Annotated in this window: 21 protein-coding genes; 14 read left to right on the top strand and 7 right to left on the bottom strand. The window is 68.1% G+C overall.

Going from position 1 to position 24,766, the window contains the following annotated elements; translation table 11 throughout:
• Positions 1–51: 51 nt before the first annotated feature.
• Complete coding sequence (locus tag J2W22_RS01420; protein WP_307116484.1) at positions 52–1,671, top strand: alkaline phosphatase D family protein; 1,620 nt, start codon at positions 52–54, stop codon at positions 1,669–1,671.
• Between the two features lie 42 nt (positions 1,672–1,713).
• Here J2W22_RS01420 and J2W22_RS01415 read toward each other — a convergent pair whose 3' ends face one another.
• Both J2W22_RS01415 and pepN read right to left on the bottom strand, forming a co-directional pair.
• Positions 1,714–2,193, bottom strand: coding sequence for a methylated-DNA--[protein]-cysteine S-methyltransferase (locus J2W22_RS01415; protein WP_307116483.1), 480 nt, complete (start codon positions 2,191–2,193; stop codon positions 1,714–1,716).
• Between the two features lie 76 nt (positions 2,194–2,269).
• Complete coding sequence (gene pepN / locus J2W22_RS01410) at positions 2,270–4,858, bottom strand: aminopeptidase N (RefSeq protein WP_307116482.1); 2,589 nt, start codon at positions 4,856–4,858, stop codon at positions 2,270–2,272.
• A gap of 120 nt (positions 4,859–4,978) precedes the next feature.
• Here pepN and J2W22_RS01405 point away from each other — a divergent pair, with 120 nt between their 5' ends.
• The 4 genes from J2W22_RS01405 to J2W22_RS01390 all read left to right on the top strand — a co-directional run bounded on the left by J2W22_RS01405 (position 4,979) and on the right by J2W22_RS01390 (position 10,842).
• Entirely contained in the window at positions 4,979–6,667 is a 1,689-nt protein-coding gene (locus J2W22_RS01405) for a M28 family metallopeptidase (RefSeq protein ID WP_307116481.1), read from the top strand.
• Positions 6,664–8,244 carry a M20/M25/M40 family metallo-hydrolase gene (locus J2W22_RS01400; protein ID WP_307116480.1) on the top strand — a complete coding sequence of 527 codons (1,581 nt, stop codon included), beginning with the start codon at positions 6,664–6,666 and terminating at the stop codon, positions 8,242–8,244. Before J2W22_RS01405 ends, J2W22_RS01400 begins: the two co-directional genes overlap by 4 nt.
• The gene (locus tag J2W22_RS01395; RefSeq protein ID WP_307116479.1) at positions 8,241–9,875 is read left to right on the top strand and encodes a M28 family metallopeptidase; all 1,635 of its coding nucleotides are present in this window, start codon (positions 8,241–8,243) and stop codon (positions 9,873–9,875) included. The genes J2W22_RS01400 and J2W22_RS01395 overlap by 4 nt, the downstream gene beginning before the upstream one ends.
• Positions 9,876–10,032: 157 nt before the next feature.
• Positions 10,033–10,842, top strand: a complete 810-nt coding sequence (locus J2W22_RS01390; RefSeq protein WP_307116478.1) for an NAD(P)-dependent oxidoreductase — start codon at positions 10,033–10,035, stop codon at positions 10,840–10,842.
• Here J2W22_RS01390 and J2W22_RS01385 read toward each other — a convergent pair.
• Both J2W22_RS01385 and J2W22_RS01380 read right to left on the bottom strand, forming a co-directional pair.
• Complete coding sequence (locus J2W22_RS01385) at positions 10,752–11,669, bottom strand: DMT family transporter (RefSeq protein ID WP_307116477.1); 918 nt, start codon at positions 11,667–11,669, stop codon at positions 10,752–10,754. The genes J2W22_RS01390 and J2W22_RS01385 overlap by 91 nt on opposite strands.
• A complete protein-coding gene (locus J2W22_RS01380; protein ID WP_307116476.1) occupies positions 11,666–12,667 on the bottom strand; it encodes a threonine aldolase family protein in 1,002 nt (333 codons plus the stop codon). Before J2W22_RS01380 ends, J2W22_RS01385 begins: the two co-directional genes overlap by 4 nt.
• 132 nt (positions 12,668–12,799) lie before the next feature.
• Here J2W22_RS01380 and J2W22_RS01375 point away from each other — a divergent pair, with 132 nt between their 5' ends.
• The 3 genes from J2W22_RS01375 (at position 12,800) to J2W22_RS01365 (ending at position 14,860) form a co-directional block, all read left to right on the top strand.
• A complete protein-coding gene (locus J2W22_RS01375; protein ID WP_307116475.1) occupies positions 12,800–13,306 on the top strand; it encodes a hypothetical protein in 507 nt (168 codons plus the stop codon).
• Between the two features lie 104 nt (positions 13,307–13,410).
• Entirely contained in the window at positions 13,411–14,232 is an 822-nt protein-coding gene (locus J2W22_RS01370) for a hypothetical protein (protein ID WP_307116474.1), read from the top strand.
• Between the two features lie 298 nt (positions 14,233–14,530).
• The gene (locus tag J2W22_RS01365; protein WP_307116473.1) at positions 14,531–14,860 is read left to right on the top strand and encodes a hypothetical protein; all 330 of its coding nucleotides are present in this window, start codon (positions 14,531–14,533) and stop codon (positions 14,858–14,860) included.
• A gap of 15 nt (positions 14,861–14,875) precedes the next feature.
• Here the strand turns inward: J2W22_RS01365 and J2W22_RS01360 are convergent, their stop codons facing one another.
• From J2W22_RS01360 to J2W22_RS01350, 3 genes are all read right to left on the bottom strand, one after another.
• A complete protein-coding gene (locus tag J2W22_RS01360) occupies positions 14,876–17,017 on the bottom strand; it encodes a transglycosylase domain-containing protein (protein WP_373422956.1) in 2,142 nt (713 codons plus the stop codon).
• Positions 17,018–17,287: 270 nt separating this feature from the next.
• Entirely contained in the window at positions 17,288–18,874 is a 1,587-nt protein-coding gene (locus tag J2W22_RS01355) for a serine hydrolase (protein WP_307116471.1), read from the bottom strand.
• A 192-nt stretch (positions 18,875–19,066) separates the two neighbouring features.
• Complete coding sequence (locus tag J2W22_RS01350; protein ID WP_184164112.1) at positions 19,067–19,633, bottom strand: HNH endonuclease; 567 nt, start codon at positions 19,631–19,633, stop codon at positions 19,067–19,069.
• Positions 19,634–19,731: 98 nt separating this feature from the next.
• Between J2W22_RS01350 and J2W22_RS01345 the strand changes: the two genes are divergently transcribed.
• From J2W22_RS01345 to egtD, 6 genes are all read left to right on the top strand, one after another.
• Entirely contained in the window at positions 19,732–20,685 is a 954-nt protein-coding gene (locus J2W22_RS01345; protein ID WP_307116470.1) for a glutamyl-Q tRNA(Asp) synthetase, read from the top strand.
• Positions 20,686–20,694: 9 nt separating this feature from the next.
• The gene (locus J2W22_RS01340) at positions 20,695–20,928 is read left to right on the top strand and encodes a twin transmembrane helix small protein (protein WP_307116469.1); all 234 of its coding nucleotides are present in this window, start codon (positions 20,695–20,697) and stop codon (positions 20,926–20,928) included.
• A 45-nt stretch (positions 20,929–20,973) separates the two neighbouring features.
• A complete protein-coding gene (locus tag J2W22_RS01335) occupies positions 20,974–21,609 on the top strand; it encodes a LysE family translocator (protein ID WP_307116468.1) in 636 nt (211 codons plus the stop codon).
• Positions 21,610–21,650: 41 nt separating this feature from the next.
• On the top strand, positions 21,651–22,196 hold the full coding sequence (locus J2W22_RS01330) for a cob(I)yrinic acid a,c-diamide adenosyltransferase (protein WP_307116467.1): 546 nt from the start codon (positions 21,651–21,653) through the stop codon (positions 22,194–22,196).
• A 159-nt stretch (positions 22,197–22,355) separates the two neighbouring features.
• Complete coding sequence (egtB, locus tag J2W22_RS01325) at positions 22,356–23,621, top strand: ergothioneine biosynthesis protein EgtB (protein WP_307116466.1); 1,266 nt, start codon at positions 22,356–22,358, stop codon at positions 23,619–23,621.
• 157 nt (positions 23,622–23,778) lie between these two features.
• Positions 23,779–24,756 carry an L-histidine N(alpha)-methyltransferase gene (gene egtD / locus J2W22_RS01320; protein WP_307116465.1) on the top strand — a complete coding sequence of 326 codons (978 nt, stop codon included), beginning with the start codon at positions 23,779–23,781 and terminating at the stop codon, positions 24,754–24,756.
• The last annotated feature ends 10 nt before the right edge of the window (positions 24,757–24,766 follow it).

The following is a 24,766-nucleotide window of genomic DNA, read 5'->3' as shown; positions in this document are numbered from 1 at the left end:
ACACGTGGCGGCGGCAAGGCTTGCGGCGAAATAGCTTGGGAACGCCTCAAAATGACACTGCGCATCGATCGCCGCTCGCTCATCCTCACCGGCACGCTGGGCCTGGGCGCGCTCGCCATCCCCGGCTTCTCGTTCGCCCAGGCGCTGGCCAGCGGTTTCACCCATTCGGTCGCCAGCGGCGAGCCGGGGCCGGACACGATGCTGCTGTGGACGCGCTACGTCCCTGCCGATCGCGGCGCGGTGAAGGTGAAGGCCGAGATCTCGAAGACCGAGGATTTCGCCAAGATCGTCTCTGGCGGCGAGCAGATCACCGGCCCGTGGCGCGATCACACCGCCAAGATCACGGTCGAGGGGCTCGAGCCGGGCACCAATTACTTCTACCGCTTCGTCGCGCCCGACGGCAGCTTCTCGCCGGTCGGCCGCACCAAGACGCTGCCGGTGGGCGATGTCGGCAAGTACGGCATCGCGATCTTCTCCTGCTCGAACATGCCCTATGGCTATTTCAACGCCTATGGCCATGCCGCGGCGCGGGGCGACATCGACCTGTGGCTGCACCTGGGCGACTATCTCTACGAATATGCCGCCGGCGGCTATGCGCCCGAAAGCGGCCCGGTCGGCGGGCGCGTGCCCGAGCCGGCGGGCGAGATCATCCACCTTGCCGATTACCGCCTGCGCTATGCCAGCTATCGCAGCGATCCGGACCTGCAGGAGCTGCACCGGGTCAAGCCGATGCTCGCGCAGATGGACGACCACGAATCGGCCAACAACAGCCGCGAGATGAGCGCGCAGAACAACCAGCCGGGCGAGGGCGACTGGAACGACCGCCGCGCCGCCGCGCTCCAGGCGTACAAGGAATGGATGCCGGTCTCGGAGACGCCCTGGGGCAGCTATGACGTGGGCAGCCTCGCCACGCTGTTCCGCACCGAGAGCCGCCTGCTCTATCGCAGCGACGAGCCCGAGCTCGCCCCGCTCTTCGCCTCTGCCGATGCCCAGAAGGCACTGGTCGCGTTCCGCGACGGCGCGCTGCAGGATCCGGCGCGCACCATGCTCGGCACCGAGCAGGAGGCGTGGCTCGGCCATGCGCTGAAGAAGTCGACCCGCGCCGGCCAGAAGTGGCAGCTGGTCAATTTCGGCACGATCATGGGCAAGCAGAACATTCCCGCCCAGGCGACGGACTGGCTCAAGCCCAATGCCTCGGCGCGGACCAAGGCCTATGTCCAGGCGGGCGTGATGGCGAGCAAGCTCGGCATCCCTTCGGACCTCGACAATTGGGGCGGCTTCCCGGCGGCGCGGGCGCGCTTCCTGAAGTCGGCCCAGGCAGCCGGCGCCAATCTCCTCGTGCTGTGCGGCGACAGCCACAATGCGTGGGCGTTCGATCTGGGCCAGGACGGCAAGCCGGCCGGCGTCGAGTTCGCCGGGCACAGCGTCTCTTCGCCGGGCTATGAGCAGGCGGTGGGCGCCGATCCGAAGGTGGTGGCCGCCGCGCTCGTCGCCGCCAGCCCTGAGCTGAAATGGTGCGACACCAGCCGCCGCGGTTACATGGCGCTGACGCTGACGCCGGAAAAGGCGAGCAACGACTGGGTGATGATGGACACGATCACCCAGCGGGTGCTCAAGGCGAGCGTCGGGCATACCGCCGTGGTGACGCGCGGACGGAATGTGATGGCCTAGTTCAAATTCTTCCCCCAGCTTGCTGGGGGAGGAATTTTGTGTTCAGCCCCGCTCCAGCTCCAGCAGGTACTCCTTCGCCGCGAGGCCTCCCGCAAAGCCGGTGAGCTTGCCGGTCGAGCCGATCACCCGGTGGCAGGGCGCCACGATCGAGATCGGGTTGCGGCCATTGGCGGCACCGACCGCGCGCGAGGCCTTGGGTCGGCCGAGCTTCATCGCGATCTCGCCGTACGAACGCGTCTCGCCGAAGGGGATGGCGAGCAGCTCGGCCCAGACCGACTTCTGGAAATCGGTGCCGCGGAAGTCGAGCGGCAGCGCGAAGCGGGTGCGGGTGCCGGCGAAATACTCGCGCAGTTGCGCCTCGGCGGCGGCCAGCACCGGGTGAGTGGCGTCCTCCTGCGTGGCGCCGAGCTTCACCCGGTCGGGCGAATCATTCTCCCACAGGATCGCGACGAGCCCCTTGTCGCTGGCGACGAGGGTGAGTTCGCCGACGGGCGAGGCTATGGTCTTGGTCGACAGGGTCATGGTTGGTCTCCTTGACCCTGATATGCGCACAGGGGCCGCCAACTACTTCCTGCGCCTTGCGATCAAAGCCAATGGGTCAGTCCAGCGACTTGCTCGCCTGTTCGAACATGTCCTTGCTCAGCCCCGGCGTCGCGACGATCCGCTCGAGCTCGGCGCGCATCCGGGCGGCGCGGCCGGCGTCGAACCGCTTCCAGCGGCCGAGCGGCGGCACCAGCTTGGCGGCGGTCTGCGGGTTGAGCCGGTCGAGCGCGATCAGCTGGTCCGCCACGAAGCGATAGCCGCGGCCCGAGATGTCGTGGAAGGCGCGCTGGTTGACGCTGAACGCGCCGATCAGCGCGCGGGCGCGGTTCGGGTTGGCGAGGGTGAAGTCCTTGTGCCCGGCCAGCGCCTCGACCGCCTGGGCGGTATCGTCGCGCGCCGACAGCGCCTGGGTCTGGAACCATTTGTCGAGCACCAGCGCATTGCCCTGGTACCGGTCGTAAAAGGCCGAGAGCGCCGCCTCGCGCCTGTCCGACACGCCGTTGACCAGCGTGCTGAGCGCGCCCTGGCGGTCGGTCATGTTGTCCGCCGCCTCGAACTGGCCGAACGCCATCTCTGCCGCATCGTCCGCGCCGCTCGCCGCGATATAGCCGAGCGCGACGTTCTTCAGGCGCCGCGCGCCCTTGGCCGCGGGCGAATATTCGAAGCGATTGGCCTGGGCGCCGTCATAGGCCGCGCGCCATTCGCCGGCGAGCGCCTTGCCCAGCTCGGCGCGCAGCGCTTCGCGCGCCGCGAAGATCGCGTCGGGATCGACCACCACCATCTGGTCGCCGATGAAGCTGTCCGAGGGGAGCAGCACCGCCTCGGCGACGAAGGCCTTGTCGAGCGCGGCATCGGCCAGCGTGTTGCGGACCGCCTCGATCACCGCGTCATGCGCGCCCTTGCCGCTGGTCACCGCGGCGACCAGCGTGTCGAGCATCAGCTGCTGCATCGCCTCGTAGCGGGCGAAGGGATCGTCGTCATGCGCCGAGAGGAAGGCTAGGTCCTTCGCCGTCCGGTTGGTCTCGACGATCACCGGCGCCGAGAAGCCGCGGTTGATCGACAGCACCGGCGGCTCGGACAGGTTCTCGAACACCATCTCCTGCGCGGCGTCCTTGAGCAGCACCAGCTGCTCGTCGCACATCGGCCGGCCGGTGATGCCGCCGAACAGCTTGACCTTGAGCGGCAGGACCATCGGCTCCTTGACCGGCTGGCCCGGCGTCGGCGGCACGGTCTGGGCGAGCTTGAGGCGGGCGCGGCCGCCTTCCTGGCTGAGGTTCGCGTTGACGCGCGGCGTGCCCGCCTGGCTGTACCAGCGGCGGAACTGGGTGAGGTCGACGCCGCCGGCCTCCTCCATGCAGCGCACGAAATCCTCGCAGGTCGCCGCCGTGCCGTCGAACTTGTCGAAATAGAGGTCGGTCGCGGCGCGGAACTTCTGCGGGCCGAGGATGGTCGACATCATCCGGATCACTTCGGCGCCCTTGTTGTAGATGGTCGCCGTGTAGAAGTTCGAGATCTCGATATATTCGTCGGGGCGCACCGGATGCGCGAGCGGGCCGGCATCCTCGGGGAATTGCGAGGCGCGCAGCCCGCGGACGTCCTCGATCCGCTTGACCGCCTTCGAGCCCTGATCGCCCGAGAAGCTCTGGTCGCGGAACACGGTGAAGCCTTCCTTGAGGCTCAGCTGGAACCAGTCGCGGCAAGTGACGCGGTTGCCCGACCAGTTATGGAAATACTCATGCGCGACCACTGCGGCGATCGCGTCGTAATCATAGTCGGTGGCGGTGTCGGGATCGGCGAGGATGTAGCGGCTGTTGAAGACGTTCAGCCCCTTGTTCTCCATCGCGCCGAAATTGAAATCATCCACCGCGACAATGTTGAACACGTCAAGGTCGTACTCGCGGCCATAGACACTCTCGTCCCACGCCATCGACAGCTTGAGCGCGTGCAGCGCGTGATCGGTCTTGGGCAGATCGGCTTCGCGCACCCAGATGCCGAGATCGACCTTGCGGCCGCTCATCGTGGTGAAGCTGCTCTTGTTCGCTACCAGGTCGCCGGCGACCAGCGCGAACAGATAGCTCGGCTTGGGGAAGGGATCATGCCACTCGGCCCAGTGGCGGCCGCCTTCCAGTTCGCCCTGCGCGATCGGATCGCCGTTCGCCAGCAGCACCGGGAAGCGCGCCTTGTCGCCGGTCATCCGCACCTTGTAACGGGACAGCACGTCCGGCCGGTCCGGGAAGAAGGTGATGCGGCGGAAGCCCTCGGCCTCGCACTGGGTGCAGAGCATGCCTGACGAGGCATAGAGCCCCTGCAGCTGGGTGTTGCGCTCGGGCGCGATCGTCACGACCGTCTCGATCTCGTGCGTGCCGCCGCTCAGCGGAATGACCAGGTCGGGGCCGTCCATCGTCCAGCCCCGCGCCTCGGCACCATCGACCCGCACCGATTCCGCCGCGAGCGCGTCGCCGTTCAGCACCAGCGGCCGGTCATGGGTGCCGTTGCGTTCCACCTTGAGCACCGCGCGGACCGTGGTGGCGGTGGGATCGAGATCGAAGTCGAGCGCGATCTCGGGGACCAGCCAGTCGGGAACCTGATAATCCTCGCGGCGAGTGATCTGCGGAGTCTGCGGAGCGGTGCGTGCGTCTGCCATGATGCCTCGGATATAGGGGCAAGTGTTAAGCTCGCCACCTTGAAAATCTGCCGGCTTGCGCCTGCGCCAAGCCGTGCTACCGAAGCGATATACCGAGTTACCCCCGGAGAGGTTCCCCACATGATCCGCACCACCACGCCGCTCGCCCTCGCGATGATGCTGGCCATGCCTGCCTATGCCCAGACCGCCACGGCACCGACTCCGGCGCCCGCTCCCAGCGCGGCAGAGCGCAACGCCATCATCAATGCCGAGCTTCCCGCCGACCAGGCCGCGCTCAAGAGCCATGTGATGTTCCTGGCGTCGGACGCGCTCAAGGGCCGCGAGGCGGGCAGCAACGAGTTCAACATCGCCGCGCAATATGTCGCCTCGCAATTCTATGCGGCGGGGCTCAAGCCTGCGGGCGACAATGGCTCCTATCTCCAGAACGTGCCGCTGATCAGCGCCAAGCTCGACGGCCCGGGCACCATGTCCTTCACCCGCAAGGGCGCCCAGCCGGTGTCGCTCGAATTCGGCAAGGACTTCGTCTCCTCGGCCAATCCGGAGACGCCCGCCTACACCGTCACCGCACCGGTGGTGTTCGTCGGCTATGGCATCACCGGCCAGGGGCGTGACGACTATAAGGGCGTCAATGTGAAGGGTAAGATCGTCGCCTATTTCGGCGGCACGCCCGAGAACTTCCCCGGCGAGGTCGCCGCGCATTTCTCCAACCCGGCCGCCAAGTCGGAGATCGCGGCCAGGCACGGCGCGGTCGCCACGATCACGCTCGAATCGCCGCGCACTGCCAAGCAACGCCCCTTCAGCTTCTACGCCAACGCCGTGTCGCGCCCGCGCTTCACCTGGGGCAATCCGAACGGCACCGGCCATATCGCCGCCCCGGGCACGCCCTCGGCCGGCACGGTCAGCCTGGTCGGCGCCGAGAAGCTGTTCGCCGGCGCCAAGCAGAAATGGGCCGACATCGCCAAGGCGGCCGAGGCCGACAACGCCGTGTTCAAGGCAGAGGCGCTGCCGGTGACCGTCACCGTCGCCGCCAAGACTGCGCTCACGCCCGTCCAGAGCTACAACGTCGCCGGCATGCTGCCAGGCAGCGACCCGACGCTCGCCAAGGAAGTCGTGGTCCTCTCGGCGCATCTCGATCACATCGGCGTCGGCCGCCCGGACAAGACCGGCGACACGATCAACAATGGCGCGCTCGACGACGCGGTCGGCATCGCCTCGCTGATCGAGGAGGCCAAGCGCTTCAAGACTGCGGGCACCAAGCCGCGCCGCTCGGTACTGTTCCTCGCGGTCACCGCCGAGGAAAAGGGCCTGATCGGCTCGGACTATTTCGCCAACAACCCCACCGTGCCGCTGTCGAGCATCGTCGCCGACGTCAATCTCGACATGCCGATCATCACCTACAAGTTCCAGGACGTGGTGGTGTACGGCGCCAGCCACTCGACGCTCGGCCCGATCGTCGAGCGCGCCGGCAAGGCGATCGGCGTGCCGCTCTCGGACGATCCGCTGCCCGGCGAGAACATCTTCGTCCGCTCGGACCATTACAACTTTGTCCGCAAGGGCGTGCCCTCGGTCTTCCTGTGGCCGGGTGCCGGCGGCCCGGGCCGCGCGGCGATCGACGACTTCATGAAGAACCATTATCACCAGCCCTCGGACGAGGTCGGCCAGTTGCCGGCGATCGACTGGGAGTCGGGCGTGCGTTTCGTCGACGTGAACTACCGGATCGCGCGCGAGATCGCCGATGGCGACCAGCGCCCGCTGTGGAACAAGGGCGATTTCTTCGGCCTCACCTATGAAGGGCCGGGCGCCAAGTGAGCATCAAGCGGCACCTGCTTCTCGCCGCGAGCGCCCTGCTTGCGGCGACTCCGGCCTTCGCCCAGGACCTGGGCAAGGACGCGGCGGCGCTCAAGGCGCATGTCCAGTTCCTCGCCTCCGATGCGATGAAGGGCCGCGATACCGGCAGCCCCGAGCTGACCATCGCCGAGCAATATGTCGCGGCGCAGATGCTCGCGGCGGGGCTCAAGCCGGCGGGCGCGAACGGCGGCTGGCTGCAGCCGGTGCCGCTGATTGCCTACAAGTCGGTCGATCACGGCACGCTCGTGCTCACCCGGGGCAATATCCCGACGCCGCTCGAATGGGGCAAGGACTATGTCGCGCGCTCAGTGCCGTCGAACCCCAAGGTTGCGGTGTCGGCGCCGGTGGTCTTTGCCGGCTATGGCAGCGAGGGCGAGTATAAGGGGCTGAACGTCAAGGGCGCGATCGTCGCTGTGCTGCGCGATTCGCCGCACGGTCAGCCGAGCGACGTGCGTGCGCATCTCGCCCAGCCCGATGCCCAGGCGCACACCGCGGCGGCGCATGGCGCTGTCGGCGTGATCCTGATCGAGGGCAACGCCCGCCATGCGATCTTTCCCTTCGCCGCCAGCGTTCCCTTCGCGCAGACCGAGGGCATGACCTGGCAGGGTGCCGATGCGGGCGCCAGTGCACCGGCCTTCGCCTATCTCGGCTTTGACGGGGCGGCCAAGCTGTTCGCGGGTTCGAAGATCCAGTGGGATGCGGTGCTGGCCGCGGACAAGGCCAGCGTGAAGCTGCCGACCGGCTCGCTCGGCGTCACGGCCACGGGCACCGCCAACACCGCGATCCGCACGCTCACCGCCAACAATGTCGCTGGCGTGCTGCCGGGCACCGACAAGGCGGGCGAATATGTCGTGATCTCCGCCCATCTCGATCATGTCGGCGTCGGCCGCCCCGATGCGAAGGGCGACAGGATCTATAACGGCGCTATGGACAACGCCGTCGGCACCGCGTCGATGCTCGAGGTCGCCAGGCGCTTCCAGGCCTCCGGCAAGGCGCCGCGCCGCTCGATCCTGTTCGTCGCGGTGACAGCGGAGGAAAAGGGACTGGTCGGCTCCGAATATTTTGCCGCCAATCCGACGGTGGCCAAGGGATCGATCGTCGCCGACGTCAATCTCGACATGCCGATCCTCACCTATAATTTCGTCGATCTCGTCGCCTTCGGTGCCGACCGCAGCACGCTTGGCAAGCTGGTTGAGCAGGCCGCGGCGGCCGAAGGGGTGAAGCTCGTGCCTGATCCCACGCCGGAAGAAGCCTCGTTCGTCCGCTCGGACCATTACAGCTTCGTCAAGGCGGGCATCCCCGCCGTCTCGCTCGATCTCGGGCCGGGTGGGGAGGGCGCAGCGGCGTCGAAGGAGTTTCTCGACAAGCATTACCACCAGCCTTCGGACGAGGTCGGCCTGATCGACTGGAAGCAGGGGCTGCGCTTCGTCGGGCTGAACTATGCGATCGCCCGCGCCGTCGCCGATGCCGAGGACAGGCCGGTGTGGAACAAGGGCGACTTCTTCGGCACGCTCTACAAGGGGCCCATGGCACCGTGACTTTCCTGGACCGCTTCCTGCTTGCCGCCACCGCGCTGCTCGCCGCGCCGCTCGCCCAGGCCCAGACGGCCGCGCCCGCGGCGCAGCTTCCGCCCGAACAGGCGGCGCTGAAGAGCCATGTCCAGTTCCTTGCCTCCGACGCGATGCACGGGCGCGAGGCGGGGACGCGCGATTATGAGGTCGCGGCCGAATATGTCGCGGCGCAGATGCTCGCGATCGGGCTGCAGCCGGGCGTCGAGGGAAGCTGGTTCCAGCCGTTCAAGCTGGTCGCCTATAAGCCGGCCGAGAAGGCGAAGTGGAGCCTGGTGCGCGGCGGCAGCGAGATCCCGCTCCAGTTCGGCATCGATTTCGTCAACACGCCGGTGCCCGCCACGCCCGACTTCAAGGCCGAGGCCGGGATCGTCTTCGCCGGCTATGGCCTGGTCTATCCCGAGGGCAAGCGCGACGACTACAAGGGGCTCGACGTGCGCGGCAAGATCGTCGCGGTCCTGCCCGGCGTCCCCGACGGCCTGCCCGACGCGGTCGAGGCGCATTTCAGTGACGACGAGCAGAAGGCTGCGATCGCGCAGAAAAAGGGTGCGGTCGCGGTGATCGTGCTGGAATCGCTCGCCCAGCGCGAGCAATTCCCGTTCGAGGCGATCGTCCCCTATTACGACTATGAGCGGACCACCTGGGCGCGGCCGGACGGCACTGCCTTCGCCACCGCGCCGGGCGCCCCGCCGGTCGGCTATCTTGGCCCGGTCGGCGCCGAGAAGCTGTTCCAAGGCGCGAAGATCAAGTGGCAGGACGTGCTCGCCGCCCAGCGCAAGGCGACGAAGATCCCAACCGGCGCGCTGCCGGGCATCCTCAAGGTAGCGAGCAAGACGCGGCTGGTCACCAGAGCGACGCGCAACGTGGTCGGGCTGATCCCGGGCAGCGATCCCACGCTCAAGGCGGAATATGTCGTCCTCTCCGCGCATCTCGACCATGTCGGGGTGGGCGACGCGGTGAATGGCGACCGCATCTATAACGGCGCGATGGACAATGCGATCGGCGTCTCGACGATGCTCGAGGTCGCGCGCAAGTTCATTGCCTCGGGCGAGAAGCCGAAGCGCTCGATGCTGTTCATCGCGTTGGCGGCGGAGGAAAAGGGGCTGCTCGGCTCCGACTATTTCGCGCATTATCCGCCGGTGCCGAAGGACCGGCTGGTCGCCGACGTCAACATGGACATGCCGATCCTCACCTATCCGCTGGTCGACGTGGTCGCGCTGGGCGGCGAGCGCTCGAGCCTTGGCCCGGTGATCGAGGCGGCGGCAGCGAGCGAGGGGCTGAAGGTCGTGCCCGATCCGAGCCCCGAGGAGATGTTCTTCGTCCGCTCGGATCACTACAGCTTCGTCAAGGCGGGCGTGCCGGCGGTGTCGCTCGATACCGGGCCCGGCGGGGAGGGCGCCGAGGCGCAGAAGAAGTTCCTCGCCGAGAATTACCACAAGCCCTCGGACCAGATCGACCTGCCGTTCGACTGGAACTCGGCGGCGAAGTACATGCGGCTGAACTATGCCATCGCCCGCGCCCTCACCGACGCTCCCGAGCGCCCGCGCTGGAACAAGGGCGATTTCTTCGGGGTCCAGTTCGGGGGCCATGGGGCGGAGTGAGCGACTAATTCCTCCCCCAGCTGGCTGGGGGAGGGGGACCGCCGGCGAAGCCGGTGGTGGAGGGGCCGCCGCAACGCGGCGATACCCGCCGCGCCCCTCCTCCCTCGCTGCGCGATGGTCCCCCTCCCCGAGACAAGCTCGGGGAGGATTTTAGCGGATGCGCCTGCTGATCCTCGGCCCGGGCTACACCGCCACCCGCCTGATCGCCCGGCTTGCCGGCCAGGCCGACATCGCCACCGTCACCCGCGAGACCTTCGCCGATCGCGCGGTCGACATCGCCCGCGCCACCCACATCCTCTCCACGGTCCCGCCGGGCGAGGACGACCCCGTGCTCGCCGCCTATGGGAGCGAGATCGCCGCCTCGGGCGCGTGGATCGGCTATCTCTCCTCGACCGGTGTCTATGGCGATGTCGCCGGCGCGTGGGTCGACGAGAGCGCCCCCACCGGCACCGGCCGCCGCACCGCCCGCGCCCAGGCCGATGCCGCCTGGCTCGGGCTGGGTGCCCGGGTGTTTCGCCTGCCCGGCATCTATGGCCCGGGCCGCTCCCCGCTCGACCGTATCCGCGCCGGCGCCGCTGCCCGGGTCGACGTGCCCGGACAGGTGTTCAGCCGCGTCCATGTCGACGACATCGTCAGCGGGGTGATCGCCGGTTTCGACGGGCCGCCCGGCGCCTATAATCTCGCCGACGACCTACCCGCGCCGCAGAGCGACGTGATCGCCTATGGCTGCGCGCTATTGGGGCTGCCGGTGCCGCCGCTGGTGCCGCTCGATCAGGCGAACCTCAGTCCGCAGGCCCGTGCCTTCTATGCCGAGAACCGCCGCGTCGCGAACGGCAAGGCGAAGCGTCTGCTCGGCTGGCGGCCGCGCTACGCCGATTACCGGTTGGGCCTGCGCGCCTTGAGCGCCACGACCAGCCCGGCCACCACCAGCACCGCCCCGCCCGCCGCCAGCGCCGACCAGAGATAGCCTTCGAACAGCGTCGAGAAGACCATCGCGATCACCGGGATCAGCACGCTGGTATAGGCCGCCTTGGCCGGGCCGATCGTGCGGATCAGCCGGAAATAGATGCTGAAGGTCAGCGCCGAGCCCAGCACGCCGAGATAGAGGATGCCCAGCCCATAGCTCGGCCGCGGATCGAACACCGGCGGGCCGACCGTAGCGAGCGCGAACAGCGCGTCGATCGCCGCGCCGCTCAGCATCGCCCAGCCCAGCGCGGTCGCCATCGGATAGGCCTTGGCGGTGCTGGTCGCCTGCATGACATTGGCGGTCGAGGCGGACAGCACGCCGAGCAAGGCGATGCCGATGCCGAGCAGCGCCGCATGCGGCCCCACTGGGCTCAGCCGCGCCTCGTGGACGAAGAGCAGCGCCACGCCGGCCATCGCGATCGCCGACCCGATCACCAGCTGCCGCCCCATCCTCTGCCCGAGGAATACGCGGGCAAGCACCGCATTGGGCACCAGCAGCAGCGCATAGACCACCGCCACCACGCCCGAGGTGATGTGCTGCTCGGCGCGGTAGACGAAGTTGAAGTTGAACACGAACTGCGCAAGCCCGAGCAGCACCGCGAACCGCCAGCCGCGCGCGTCGAGCCTCAGCCCGTCGCCGCGAAGCAGCGCCCAGGCGAGCATCGTCACGCCGGCCACGGTGAAGCGGTACGTCACCGACCAGCTCGGCGGCACCACCGAAAGCTGGTCGCGGATCACGATCCAGGTCGATCCCCAGATCAGCGTGACGATCGCGAAGGGGATCAGGACCGAAAGGCGGGTGGATTGGGGCGGGGCGCCCTCGCTCACAGCGCCGCGATCGCGTCGGCCAGCGGCCGGATCGCGTCCTCGCTCTGGTCCCAGCTGATCACCAGCCGCGCCTCGCCGACACCCCAGTCATAGAAGTCGAAGCCCAGGGCGCGCAGGCTCGCGGCTTCCTCGGCGCTGACCTTGAGGAACACTTCGTTCGCCTCGACCGGATGGACCAGCCTGCCCCCCGCCGCCCGGGCGAGCAAGGCCGCGCCGGCATTGGCCGCGCGGCCGTTCCGCAGCCACAGATCATCCTCGATCAGCGCGAGGATCTGCGCCGCGAGATAGCGCCCCTTGGAGAAGAGCAGCCCCGCGCGCTTGCGGCGATAGAGCGTGGCATCCGCCAACTCGGGCTTGAAGAACACCAAGGCCTCGGCGCTCATCCCGCCATTCTTGACGAAGCCGAAGCTCAGCGCATCGACGCCCGCGCGCCAGGTCACGTCGCCGGGATGGCAGCCGAGATGCGCGACGGCATTGGCGAAGCGCGCCCCGTCCATGTGCAGCCCGAGCTTGCGGTCCCTGGCCAGCGCCCCGATCGCCGCGACTTCGTCGGGCGTATAGGCCAGGCCGTACTCGGTCGCGTTGGTGATCGAGATGGCGTGCGGCTGGACCTGGTGGACGTCCGGGCGGATCGGATCGATCACCGCGCGGATCGCGTCCGGGGTCAGCTTCGATCCTTCGCCTTCGCCGACCAGCAGCTTGGCGCCGTGCGTGTAGAATTCGGGCGCGCCGCATTCGTCGACATTGATATGCGCGTCCCGGTGGCAGACCACGCCGCCATAGGGCGGGCAGAGCGCGGCCAGCGCCAGGCTGTTCGCCGCCGTGCCGGTCGGCACCCACAGCGCCCGCACCTGCGTCCCGAACAGATCGGAGAAGGCGCCGTCGAGCGACTGCGACCATCTGTCCCCGTCATAGGCCGTGTCGAGCTGGTTCACCTTGCCCAGCGCGGCGAACACTTCGGGGCAGACGGCGGCGGCGTTGTCGGAGAAGAAGCGCATGGCCGGTCCATGCGAGGGGTGCGGGGCGGCGTCAACAGACAGAATCTTGCAGCAAGCTCGGGACCATGCGAGCGAGCCCTGATGGGAACGTCGACAAATTCGGGCCTTGGCCAGCATTGGGCGAATCTGGTCGTGAAACTGCCGCTGCCGGTCCGCCTTGCGCTGGCCGCCTGGCTTCTCGCATCTGCCGCGCTCAGCATCGGCGCGCCATCGCTGGTGGAGAGCCTTGCGCCGCTGCCGCGCGTCATCGTCCTGCTGCCGGCGGTGATCCTTTCCTTGGGCGCGAGCCTCTTCGTCCTGTGGAGCGGCTGCAAGACGCTGTTCCGCGTGTCGCAAGCTATTGCGCAAACCGTTCCCGAGCCGGCGGGCGACCCGCGGCCGATCCATGGTTTCATTGGCGGCATCGGCGCCATCAACATCTACCTGCTTGCCTATGGATTGGTCGTATTCGGGAGCCTGGAGCCGTTCGGCGGCCGGGGCCCGAGCATCGCCCTGTCCGGGCTCCTCTCCGCCGGACTCGCGCTTGTGCTGTTCAGGCGCGGGCCGCACCCCAGGGATGTGAGGATCTTTCTCTGGGGCAGTCTGGGCCTCACCCTGTTTTTCGGGCTGTTGTTCCTCTTCGTGGTGTCGCCCCGCTAGGGGCGCTGCCGGTGCCCGGGGGCATTCGCGCGTTGGCGACGAAGGGCTTTGGCGCCATACGGGTTCGCCAGCTTATCATGGCGGGAAAAGAAAGAGGGAAAACAATGCGCTTGTCCTGTCTCTTCGTGCCGATCGCTCTGCTTGCCCCGGCGCTGGCGCATGCCGGCACCTGCGAGGAATCCTTCACAAAGGGCGGAAGCATCCTCAGCGGCCAGAAGTTCGCCGCCTCGGTGACGCTGCCGGGCCTGAAGCCTGCGAGCGCGATCGGCCAGATGCGCGGGATCGTCGTCGCCAAGGGCTATGACGTGCTCGCGGTCGAGCCCGAGGACGGCAGCATGCTGATCGAGCAGGCGCAGACCGGCAAGGTCCGCGCCTTCCCCCTCACCATCACCGCGACGGAAGACGGCACGGTCCGGATGGAGGCGAAGCTGCGCGCCGGCATGTCAGCCGCGAGCGAGCCCGCCAAGGCCGAGATGTGCGGCATGCTGAACCAGCTCAAGACCGGCAAGGCCGGAACCGCGGCGGCCAGCGCGGGCATGACCGCGGCAGGCAACAAGGCGCCGCTCGAAATGGACGCGCTGTCGATCTCGCACCAGATCTCGAAGGACACCCAGCGTAACGCCGCCGCCATCCCGCTGCGCTACAAGGACAAGACCTTCATCGTCAGCGGCACGGTCAAGTCGATCGACAAGCTGGACGACGCCTATGTCGTCACCTACGACATCCCGGAGCCCTATAACGAGGCGATCCGCCTGCCCGGCACCGCGCCGTTCAAGACCGACATCTTCTGCCGCCTGGCAAAGGGCCAGTCGGTGTTCGCGCTGCAGCTCAAGCCCGGCAAGCGGATCAAGCTGTCGGGCGTCTATGCCAATTTCAATCCCACTGCGCATGGCCTGCTGCTGGAGAATTGCCGCCCGGTGAAGTGATTGCGCGGTGGGGCGCGGCGGCATGCGGCTGCCGCGCCTTGCCACGATCGCAAGCCATGGCTTTGCGGCATTCCCAAAGCCCGTCACCCCGGCCTTGTGCCGGGGTCCACCGTGCCGCGTGTTCCCTGCCTGGAGCCTCCAGTCCGTCGCTCGCCTCCTAGTGGACCCCGGCACAAGGCCGGGGTGACGGTTGTGGCTCGCTATCTCTCTCCGCCTGATCGGACGCGATCCGTGGCGCCGGTGTGCAACTCGGGCCCGCGGCATTGCGGCGCTGGCTCGATGCCGTCACGATGCGAGCATGGATGGCTTCGACCTCATCGTGAATAGGATCTTGGACGACGGTCGGTATGTCGTGACGAACAATGGTCCGGACATATCTGTCGGAGCGAGCCTCCAGCAGGTGACAATTAGGAGAGGTCAGGAGGTGGATGCCTCCCTCCAAACGGGCGTGGAGATCATCGCATCGGTCAATCTGGCCCTGCAGACGGCTGACATTTACCGGGAAGCTGTCGGCATGGTGCCCAGAGGCTGGTCCGCTGCCATTTCGTTCGTCGGCCTCGGGGGCGAGCTTCTGGCTAAAGCGCTGACGGACAAGGGCGAGGGGGATCGCTTGCACCTCATCGGCTAGGTCGTCGCTTGAGGCCTAGCGCTCCTCGCCCCGCCGGTCATCCGGCCGGAAGCGATCCTGCGGCGGCGTGCTCGGGCCGCGGCCCGGGCGTCGCCGGTCGGTCGCCTCGCCCGGTTGTCCCTCCGCCGGCCGGGCGTCGATCGGCGCCTCGCCCTGCTCGTCGGGGTCGACGCCCGGCGGCACCACCTGGGTCTCGATGCCCGAGCCCTGGATGAACTCGCCCACCCCGTTCAGCACATCGTCGAGCGTCACGTCATTGGCGTCGGGCTCCACCGTCGGCTCGGGCGGCGGGATGCGCAGATCGAGCGCGCGGGTCATGAAGTCGCGCCACACCCGCGCCGGCAGGCCGCTGCCCGACAGGCCGGGATTGGGCGAATTGTCGTCATTGCCCAGCCACACGCCGCAGACGATCCCGCCCGCATAACCGATGAACAGCGCGTCGCGATTGTCTTGGGTCGTGCCGGTCTTGCCATAGGTCGGGATCGGCAGGTTGGCGCCGCGACCGGTGCCGTCCTCCACCACCGTGCCGAGCAGGCTGCGCAAATCGTCGAGCTGGCGCCCGTTATAGCGGGTAGGCCCGCCCAGGCGCCTGGCCAGCCAGTCGCTCTCCGCCTCCTCGCCGCTCAGCCCCTGCGGGCGCACCGGATAGGTGCCGTTGGCGACCGAGGCATAGGCTGCGGTCAGCTCGAGCAGCGACACGGTCGAGGTGCCGAGCGCGATCGAGGCATCGTTGCCGATCGGCGTCGAGATGCCGAGGTCGCGCGCCGCCTGGGTCACCGCGCGCACGCCGAACTTCTGGGTCAGCCGCGCCGCGACGACGTTGGAAGACTTGGCGAAGGCCTGGCGCAGGGTGATCTGCCCGGCATAGCTGCCGTGCGAATTCTCGGGCTTCCAGTCGCCGATCTGGACGGGGCTGTCATCGACGATGCTGTCCGGCTCCATCCCGCCGCGCAGGGCCGCGAGATAGACGAACAGCTTGAAGGTCGATCCCGGCTGGCGCCGCGCCTGGGTGGCGCGGTTGAACGGGCTCTCGCCGTAATTCTTGCCGCCGACCATCGCGATCACCCGGCCGTCGGGATGCATCGCGACGATCGCGATCTGTGACTTGCGCAGCCCGGCATTGCGCGCCGCGCGCTCGGCCGCCTGCTGGGCGGTCAACTCGAGCGTGGTCTGCACCGTCTGCTCGGTGCCGACGCCGCCGGCCCGGTCGCGCGCCTGGGGCAGCACCCAATCGGCGAAATAGGTGCCGTTGGGCAGGTCGTCCTCGGACTTGGTGACGTGGAGCACCGCCGGGCGCACGCTCTGCCCGCGCGCCTTGGTCAGCAACCCGGCATCGACCATCGACGCGATCACCAGCTTCTGCCGTTCGCGCGCGCCCTTCAGATTGCCCGTCGGTGCCAGCCGCGACGGCGCCTGCACCAGCCCGGCGAGCAGCGTTGCCTGGCTCAGGGTCAGCCCCTCGGGCTCGACGCTGAAATAATGCCGCGCAGCGGCGCGCAGGCCGTACACATTGTCGCCGAAATAGACGTTGGAGAGATAGCGCGAGAGGATCTCGTCCTTGCTCAGCCAGGCTTCCAGCCAGAAGGCGATCAGCACTTCCTGCGCCTTGCGCCCGAAGGTGCGCTGCGAATTGAGGAAGGCGTTCTTGGCGAGCTGCTGGGTGATCGTGCTGCCGCCCTGCGATCCGCCGTCGCTCGTCATATTATGGACGAAGGCGCGCAGGATGCCGCGCGGGTCGACGCCCCAATGGCTGTAGAAGCGCCGGTCCTCGATGCCGACGAAGGCGTTGCGGACGTGCTCGGGCAGCTTGCTCGCATCCACCGGCGCGGCGATCACCGCACCGCGCCGGGCGATCGGCTTGCCCTCGGCGGAGAGGAGCGTGATCGAAGGCGGCGCCGGCGGCTGGAGCGACTTGGAGAGCGGGGCGGTCAGCGCCAGCCAGGCGACCGCGACGAAGAACAGCACCAGGAAGCCGGCGATGATCCAGCTCGCCCAGCGCAGCCAGTTCCGCTTCTTGAGCACCACCGGCAGATTGGTGGTGTAGCCGCCCGCCGGCAGCGGCTCGGCATAGGCCGGCTGGCTGGGCGGGGGAGGCGGTGGTGGAGCAGGTGGCGCGGCGCGGCGCCAGCGCGGGGCATAGTCGTCGGGCGCCGGCATGCCGCCCGACAGCTCGAGCGGTTCCTCGCGCTGCGGCTTGACCCACTTGAGCGCGTCACCCAGCCCCTCGCCGATCTTCTCGATCGACGGCGGGCGCCAGGCGCGCGGCTCCGGCTTCGGCGCCGGGCTCGGCGCGAAATCGTCGCCCGACCGGCGCAGCGGAAAGCGGACGTTCCTCGGATCGCTGCCGTCAGCCATCAGTCGGTGATTCTGCCGCTCGCATGCCGTCCTTTTAGCGCAGCATCTGTGTTACTACAATAATACAGTTGATTACGGTACCGGCACGAAGGCGAGGTGCTGGTAATCATAGCTGAAATCGGCGAGCGGCGAGAGCGGCTTCATCGTCACGCCGGTGACCTTGCCGTCCTTGATCTCGAAGGTCACCACCGCGTCCTCGCCGGCATCCTTGGCGAAGCGGGTGCGGAAGCTGTCCGGCCCCCAGGGCTCGAGCACGCTCTTGAACACGGGCGTGGGGGTGAAGTCGATCCACAGCTTGCCGCCCTTGGTCGTCACCACGACATCGCCGTACCAGGGATCGCGGTAGCGCCCGGCATAGCCGGCCAGCGGCAGCGAGGGCGTGCCGGCCGGCGCCTTGTCGATCCCGCCCTCGACGCTGGCCAGCGCCTCGTCCTGCGCCGCCTTGCTGCGCGTGCGATAGCTCGCCACCCAGTCGAACGCCGGCGCGTCGATCAGCTTATCGAGGATCGCATTGCGGATCGCGGCGGAGACGCCTTCCTCGACATTGCTCAGCACCGACACGCCGATCCCGCGCGATGGCAGCAGCCCGGTATAGGTCACCTGGCCCGACAGGCCGCCGCTGTGCTGGATCAGCCGGAGCCCGCGATAATCCTGGACGAACCAGCCCAAAGCATAGGCGGCGAGCACCGGGCGCACCGGGTTCTCCGAGGTCGGGCCGTCGCTCGACGAGGTTATCGTCTGCGGCTTCCACATCTCGCGGGCCTGCTGGACCGACCAGAGCTGCTTGCCGTCGGGCAGCTTGCCCTGGGCGAGCTGGACCTGGATCCATTTGGCCATGTCGCTGATGCTGGCGTTGATCCCGCCGGCGGCGTCGACCATCTTGCCTTCGTCGGGCTGGACGACCTCCTGCTTGCCGATCCCGCGCACCGGCGGTCCCAGCCGCGCATGGCGCCCGGCGACATTGTCGGTGGTCAGCGAGGCGCGCGAGCCGACCGCGTCCGCCATGCCAAGCGGCGCGAAGATCCGCGTCTCGACGAACTTGTCCCAGGCCATGCCGCTGACGCGCTCGATCAGCAGTCCGGCGACGATGTAGAGGATGTTGTCGTAATCATAGCCGGCACGGAAACCGCGTGCGGGTTTCAGATAGGGCAGCGCCTTCAGCACATCGGCGGCGACATGCGTGCCGGCCGGGAAGAACATCAGGTCGCCGGCGCCCAAGGGGAGTCCCGAGCGGTGCACCAGCAGGTCGCGCACCGTCATCATCTGCGTGACGGCGGGATCGGACATGCGGAAGTCGGGGAGGTGCTGGGTCACCGGATCTTCCCAGCCGAGCTTGCCCGCATCGACCAGCAGGGCGAGCGCGGCGGCGGTGAACGCCTTGGAATGCGAGGCGATGCCGAAGCGGGTGTGCGCGTCGATCGGCGCGGGCTTGCCGAGCGTGCGCACGCCGTAACCCTTGGTGAAGGCGGGCATCCCCGGCCGCACGATGGCGACGGCGACGCCCGGCGTCTCGAAGGCAGCGAGGAAGGGCTGGACGATCGCATCCACCGCCGCCTCGTCCAGCGCCGCCGCGAAGGCGAGCCGCGGAAACGCCAGCGCGCTCGCGCCGCCCAGCGACAGGGCCAGCGCCGTGCGCCGGTCGATGGTGAAACCGCTCATGTCTACATCCCCCGGAACAGGTTGTTTGTGAGGATGCTAGCGCCGCCAACTACACTCGTCACCCCGGCCTTGTGCCGGGGTCCACCGGGAGGCAAGTCATGGGCAAGAGGCTCCACCGGTAATGCGCACGGCTCGGTGGACCCCGGAACAAGTCCGGGGTGACGGGTAGAAGGGCAATCGGAAGCGCGGCGGCTAGGCCAGAAGCTCCACATCCCAGTAGAGCCAGTCGCGCCAGGTATCGTGGAGATAATTGGGGGGATAGCGCCGGCCATGCTCCTGGAGCTGCCAGCTGGTCGGCCGTATCGGCTGGAGATAGAGGGGCATCGCGGCCTGTTGCGGGGTGCGCCCGCCCTTTTTCAGGTTGCAGGGCGCGCAGGCAGTGGCGACATTTTCCCAGGTGGTGCGCCCGCCCTGGGCGCGGGGAATGACATGGTCGAAGGTGAGGTCGCGGTGACTGCCGCAATATTGGCAGGCGAACTTGTCGCGAAGGAAGAGATTGAACCGGGTGAAGGCGGGAAACTGCGAAGGTCTCACATATTGTTTGAGCGCGATGACCGAAGGAAGCTTCAGCCTCGCGCTGGGACTTCGGACCTCGCGTTCATAATAGGAGACGACATCCACTCTATCGAGGAACAGCGCCTTGACCGCCGTCTGCCAGGGCCAGATGCTCAGCGGATAATAGCTCAGGGGCGTATAATCGGCATTGAGCACAAGGGCAGGGCAGCTGTCCGGATGGCGGATCAGATCGGGATGATACATGCGCTCCCTCGCCCGTTACGTGGTGGCACGCATCTCGCCGAGAAGCGTGACGCGGTGATGACACCATATCCCGCGACTCGCGGTCAAGGGCCGTTCTGATGGTTGTCCACACGAGATTCGCGCCCAGCCCCACCGGCCGCCTGCACCTGGGGCACGCCTGGTCGGCGATCCAGGCGCATGACTTCGCACGGGAGCATGACGGTACCTTCACCCTGCGCATCGAGGATATCGACGGCACCCGCTCGCGCCCCGAGCATGTCGATGCGATCCTGCGCGATCTCGAATGGCTCGGCCTCGAATGGGACGGGGAGGTCAGCTTCCAGTCGCAGCGCCTCGCTCTGTACGAGGCCGCGCTCGACCGGCTGCGCGCGATGGGCCTGCTCTACCCCTGTTTCTGCACCCGCGCCGACATCGCCGCGAGCCTGACCGCCCCGCACGGGCCGGAGGGCGCGCTCTATCCGGGGACCTGCCGCGGGCTGGAAGCGCCGGACCTGGGCAAGCCGCATTGCTGGCGGCTGGATATGGGGAAGGCGCTCAAACTCCCTCTCCCCTCGGGAGAGGGAAGGGGCCCGTCGCGAAGCGATGGGAAGGGTGAGGGCAGCTCGACCCTCACCCTTCCGCCGGCTGCGCCGGCTCCCTCCCTCTCCCAGGGGGAGAGGGATTTATGGTGGCGCGACGCCTTTGCCGGCCGCATCCTCGCCGACCCCGCCTCCGCCGGCGATGTCGTCCTCGCCCGCAAGGATGCCCCCGCGAGCTACCACCTCGCCGTCACTATCGACGACGCAGCGCAGGGCATCACCCATGTCGTGCGCGGGGTGGATCTGTTCGCCGCGACGCATGTCCACCGCCTGCTCCAGGCGCTGCTCGGCCTGCCCACGCCAGAATACCGCCACCACCCCTTGCTCCTCGGCCCCGACGGTACCCGCCTCGCCAAGCGCCACGGCGCGCCGAGCCTCGAGGCGATGCGGCTTTCCGGGGAGGATGGCCGCGCGCTGGCCGACCAGTTGCGGGCAGGACAACTGCCGGTTGGCATCGCCGCTACAGAGGCGTAGGGTCGGCGCATGATCTTCCTGGCCTTCCTGCTGATCGCGGCGATGCTCGCCACCCTGTTCATCCTCATCAAGGGGCTGGTGAACATGGCGCAGACGACCAGCCAGGACCTGGAGAATACCGGCGACGGTCCCAGCCCGCGCGCGCTCAAGTCGCAGAAGCTGATGCAGCAGCGCATCCTGCTCCAGGCTGTGGCGATCGCGATCATCGCGATCATCCTGATGATGATGTCGGCCAAGGGCTGACGCACCGGGCCGCACGGCCCTTTCCAAGATGCCAAGGTTGCCGCGATGACTCTCCAGACCTGGTGGCTGTTCGTCATGGCCGTGTTCCTGCTTTGCGGGACGCCCGGCCCCAACATGCTCCACATCCTCCAGCGCAGCGTCGATTTCGGCCTGCGCCGCACCGTCGCGGCAATGGCCGGCTGCCTGGCTGGGCTGATCGCGCTCCTCGCCGCCTCCGCCGCCGGACTCACCGCGCTGCTGCTCGCCATTCCCGGCGCGTTCGAAGTGCTGCGCTGGGCCGGCACCGCCTATCTGGTCTGGCTCGGCATCAAGGCCTGGCGGTCCGACCCGGCCCCGCTCGACGTGACCGACGATGCCGCCCTCGCGGACAAGCGCCTCACCGCCGCCCAGCTCTTCCGCGGCGGCTTCGTGATCGCCATCTCCAACCCCAAGGCGCTGCTCTTCGCCGCCGCCTTCTTCCCCCAGTTCGTCAGCGCCGCCGCACCCAAGCCGCCGCAGTTCGCGATCCTGGTGCTCACCTTCGCGGTGGTCGAGTGCTTCTGGTACCTGGTCTATGCGCTGGGCGGCCGCGGCCTCGCCCGCCATCTTGAGCGGCCGGCGCTCAAGAAATGGTTCAACCGGATGACGGGCACGATCTTCATCGGCTTCGGCCTGTTGCTGCTCCGCTCGAAGCACGCCTGAGCGATTGAGATGGCGCGCGCGGGGGCGTAGGCTCCGCCGCGATGGTCAAGCTCAACAAGATTTACACCCGCACCGGCGATGACGGCACCACCGGCCTGGTCGATGGCTCGCGCATCTCCAAGGCCGCAGCGCTGATGGCGGCGATCGGCGATGTCGACGAGGCGAATTGCGCGATCGGGGTCGCCCGCGCCACGCTCGGCCATCACGCGTTCGGCGGCATGCTCGCGCATATCCAGAACGACCTGTTCGATCTGGGCGCCGATCTCGCCACGCCCGAGGGGATCCAGGGCGCGCTGCGCATCACCCCCGGCCAGGTCGCATGGCTCGAGGAACGGATCGACCATATCAATTCGGCGCTGGAGCCGCTGACCAGTTTCGTGCTGCCCGCCGGCGCCCCGGGTGCGCCCGAACTCCATCTCGCCCGCGCCGTCACCCGCCGGGCCGAGCGCGCCGCGGTCGCTGCCGGTGCCGGGCCACAGCCGCTCGCCTATCTCAACCGCCTGTCCGACCTGCTGTTCGTCGCTGCCCGCGCGGTCAACCAGAGCGAGGCCGGCGACGTGCTCTGGGTACCCGGCGCGTCACGCTGACCGATACCTTGGCATAGCTTCACGGCCCTGGGCCGCCCGCTATCGGCAGGGCGTGAACAAAAGCCGGCGACGTAACGTTCTGATGGGGTACCAGGGGCTTTCCGCGAACCTATATCTCCCCCGGTTGACCGGCGCACCCGGCCGCGCTAGGAGAACATAATGCGAACGGAAACGGGATCCGCTCCGGCCTCCGGCGCGCTTGGCGCGAAGTTCCACCACACCCGCGCACTGAGCGAGGCGCTGGTCCGGCCGCTCTCCGATGCCGACGCCACGATCCAGTCGATGGATGACGCCTCGCCGGCCAAATGGCACCTCGCCCACACCAGCTGGTTCTTCGAGACCTTCGTGCTGCGCGACCATGTGCCCGGCTATGCGCTCCACGACGAACGCTGGCCCTTCCTGTTCAACAGCTATTACGAGGCCGAGGGCCAGCGCTATGCGCGTCCTCGCAGGGGAATGCTGTCGCGCCCCAGCCTGGCCGAGGTGCTGGCCTATCGCGCCCATGTCGACGCCGCGCTGATCGACGCGCTGCCCGATCTGCCGGAAGTCGCCCAGGCGCTGGTCCTGCTCGGCTGCAATCATGAGCAACAGCATCAGGAGTTGCTGCTCACCGACATCCTCCACCATTTCTCGGTCAACCCGCTCGAGCCCGCGGTCTGGCGCGGTGCGCCTAAGGTGCCGGTGGCGATGCCTGGCCCGATCGGCTGGATCGAGGGGCAGGCCGGCCTCGTGCAGCTGGGTGTCGATTCAAGCGATTCAACATTTTCGTTCGATTGCGAGGGGCCGCGCCACCAGGCGCTGCTCACCCCGCACGCCATCGCCGATCGCACGGTGACCAATGGCGAATGGGCCGCCTTCGTCGCCGATGGCGGCTATCGGGACCCGCGGCACTGGCTGTCGGACGGCTGGTCCTGGGTGCAGAAGGAAGGCATCGAGGCGCCGCTCTACTGGCGCCAGGAGGGCGGCGCCTGGACCCGCTTCGGGCTCGACGGCCGCCGCCCGGTCGATCCCGCCGCGCCGGTCACCCATGTCAGCTTCTTCGAGGCCGATGCCTATGCCAGCTGGGCCGGTGTGCGCCTGCCCAGCGAGTTCGAATGGGAAGCCGCCGCTTCGGCTTTCGATCCGGAGAGTGGCAACCAGCTCGACGCTGCCAGCCCGGTCGAGCCGCGGCCCTCGGCGGGCGGTCCCGCTTTCTTCGGCGATGTCTGGGAATGGACCGGCAGTGCCTTCCGCCCTTACCCCGGCTTCAAGGCCGCAGAGGGCGCGGTCGGCGAGTACAACGGCAAGTTCATGAGCGGGCAGTTCGTGCTGCGCGGCTCGTCCTGCGCCACGCCGCGCGGCCATTCGCGGCCCTCATACCGCAATTTCTTCTATCCCCATCAGCGCTGGCAGTTCACCGGCGTGCGCCTGGCGAAGGACCTGTGATGGCCTTCCCGCACCAGCCCCTCTTCACCGCCACCTTCGCTCCCTTCCTCGTCATCCCCGCGCAGGCGGGGATCCAGGGTAACAGAGCGATGACCTTCGTGGCTCTGGATCCCCGCCTGCGCGGGGATGACGATCAAAACCGAAAGGCCGGCCAGTCATGCTGAAACAGGAACTCGAAGACGGCCAGGCCAGCCTCGCCGATCCGCATTTCCGCGCCGATGTGCTGAGCGGCCTCGAAGCGCGTCCCCGCGCCATCCCGGCGCGCTGGTTCTACGATCGCCGCGGCTCGGAGCTGTTCGAGGAGATCACCCAGCTCCCCGAATATTATCCCACCCGCACCGAGACCGAGCTGCTCCGCAAGACCGGCCCCGAGCTCGGCGCGCTGGCGGCGCGCGGTGCCGCGGTGGTCGAGTTCGGCTCGGGCTCCTCGATCAAGACGCCGCTGCTGCTGCGTGCCATCGATCCCGCGGCCTATGTGCCGATCGACATCTCGGGCGATTTCCTCCGCCAGTCCGCCGCTGAACTGGGCCAGGCCTTTCCCGGCCTGCCGGTCTATCCGGTCGAGGCCAATTTCCTCCGCCCGGTGCCGCTGCCCGAGCAGGTGAGCGGCATGCCCAAGCTCGGCTTCTTCCCGGGCTCGACGATCGGCAACATGCAGGCCTGGCATGCGGTCAACCTGCTGCGCGCGATGCGCGACTGGCTGGGCGACGGTGCGCGGCTGCTGATCGGAATGGACCGGGTCAAGGCGCCCGAGGTGCTGGTCCCTGCCTATGACGATGCCCAGGGCGTCACCGCGGCGTTCAACCTCAACCTGCTCGAGCGGATCAACCGCGAGCTGGACGGCACGATCCCGGTCGAGGCCTTCCGCCATGTCGCCTTGTGGAACGACGATGCCGCGCGGATCGAGATGCATCTCGAGGCGGTGCGCGACATGGAGTTCAGCGTCGATGACCGGCCGTTCGCGATGGCGGCGGGCGAGACGATCCACACCGAGAACAGCCACAAATATGGCCGCAACGGCGCCCGCATGCTGCTGCGCGCCGGCGGCTGGACCCCGATCCGCGAATGGACCGATCCGAACGACTGGTTCGCCCTGATCCTCTGCGAAGCCCAGCCGATAAGGCTGGCGCCGTAAGGGGAGCCAT

The sequence above is a fragment of the Sphingomonas kyeonggiensis genome, assembly GCF_030812785.1.
Lineage (GTDB): Bacteria > Pseudomonadota > Alphaproteobacteria > Sphingomonadales > Sphingomonadaceae > Sphingomonas > Sphingomonas kyeonggiensis_B.
The sequence above is the reverse complement of the archived record's forward strand: the minus strand, read 5'-3'. Positions and strand labels throughout refer to the sequence as shown.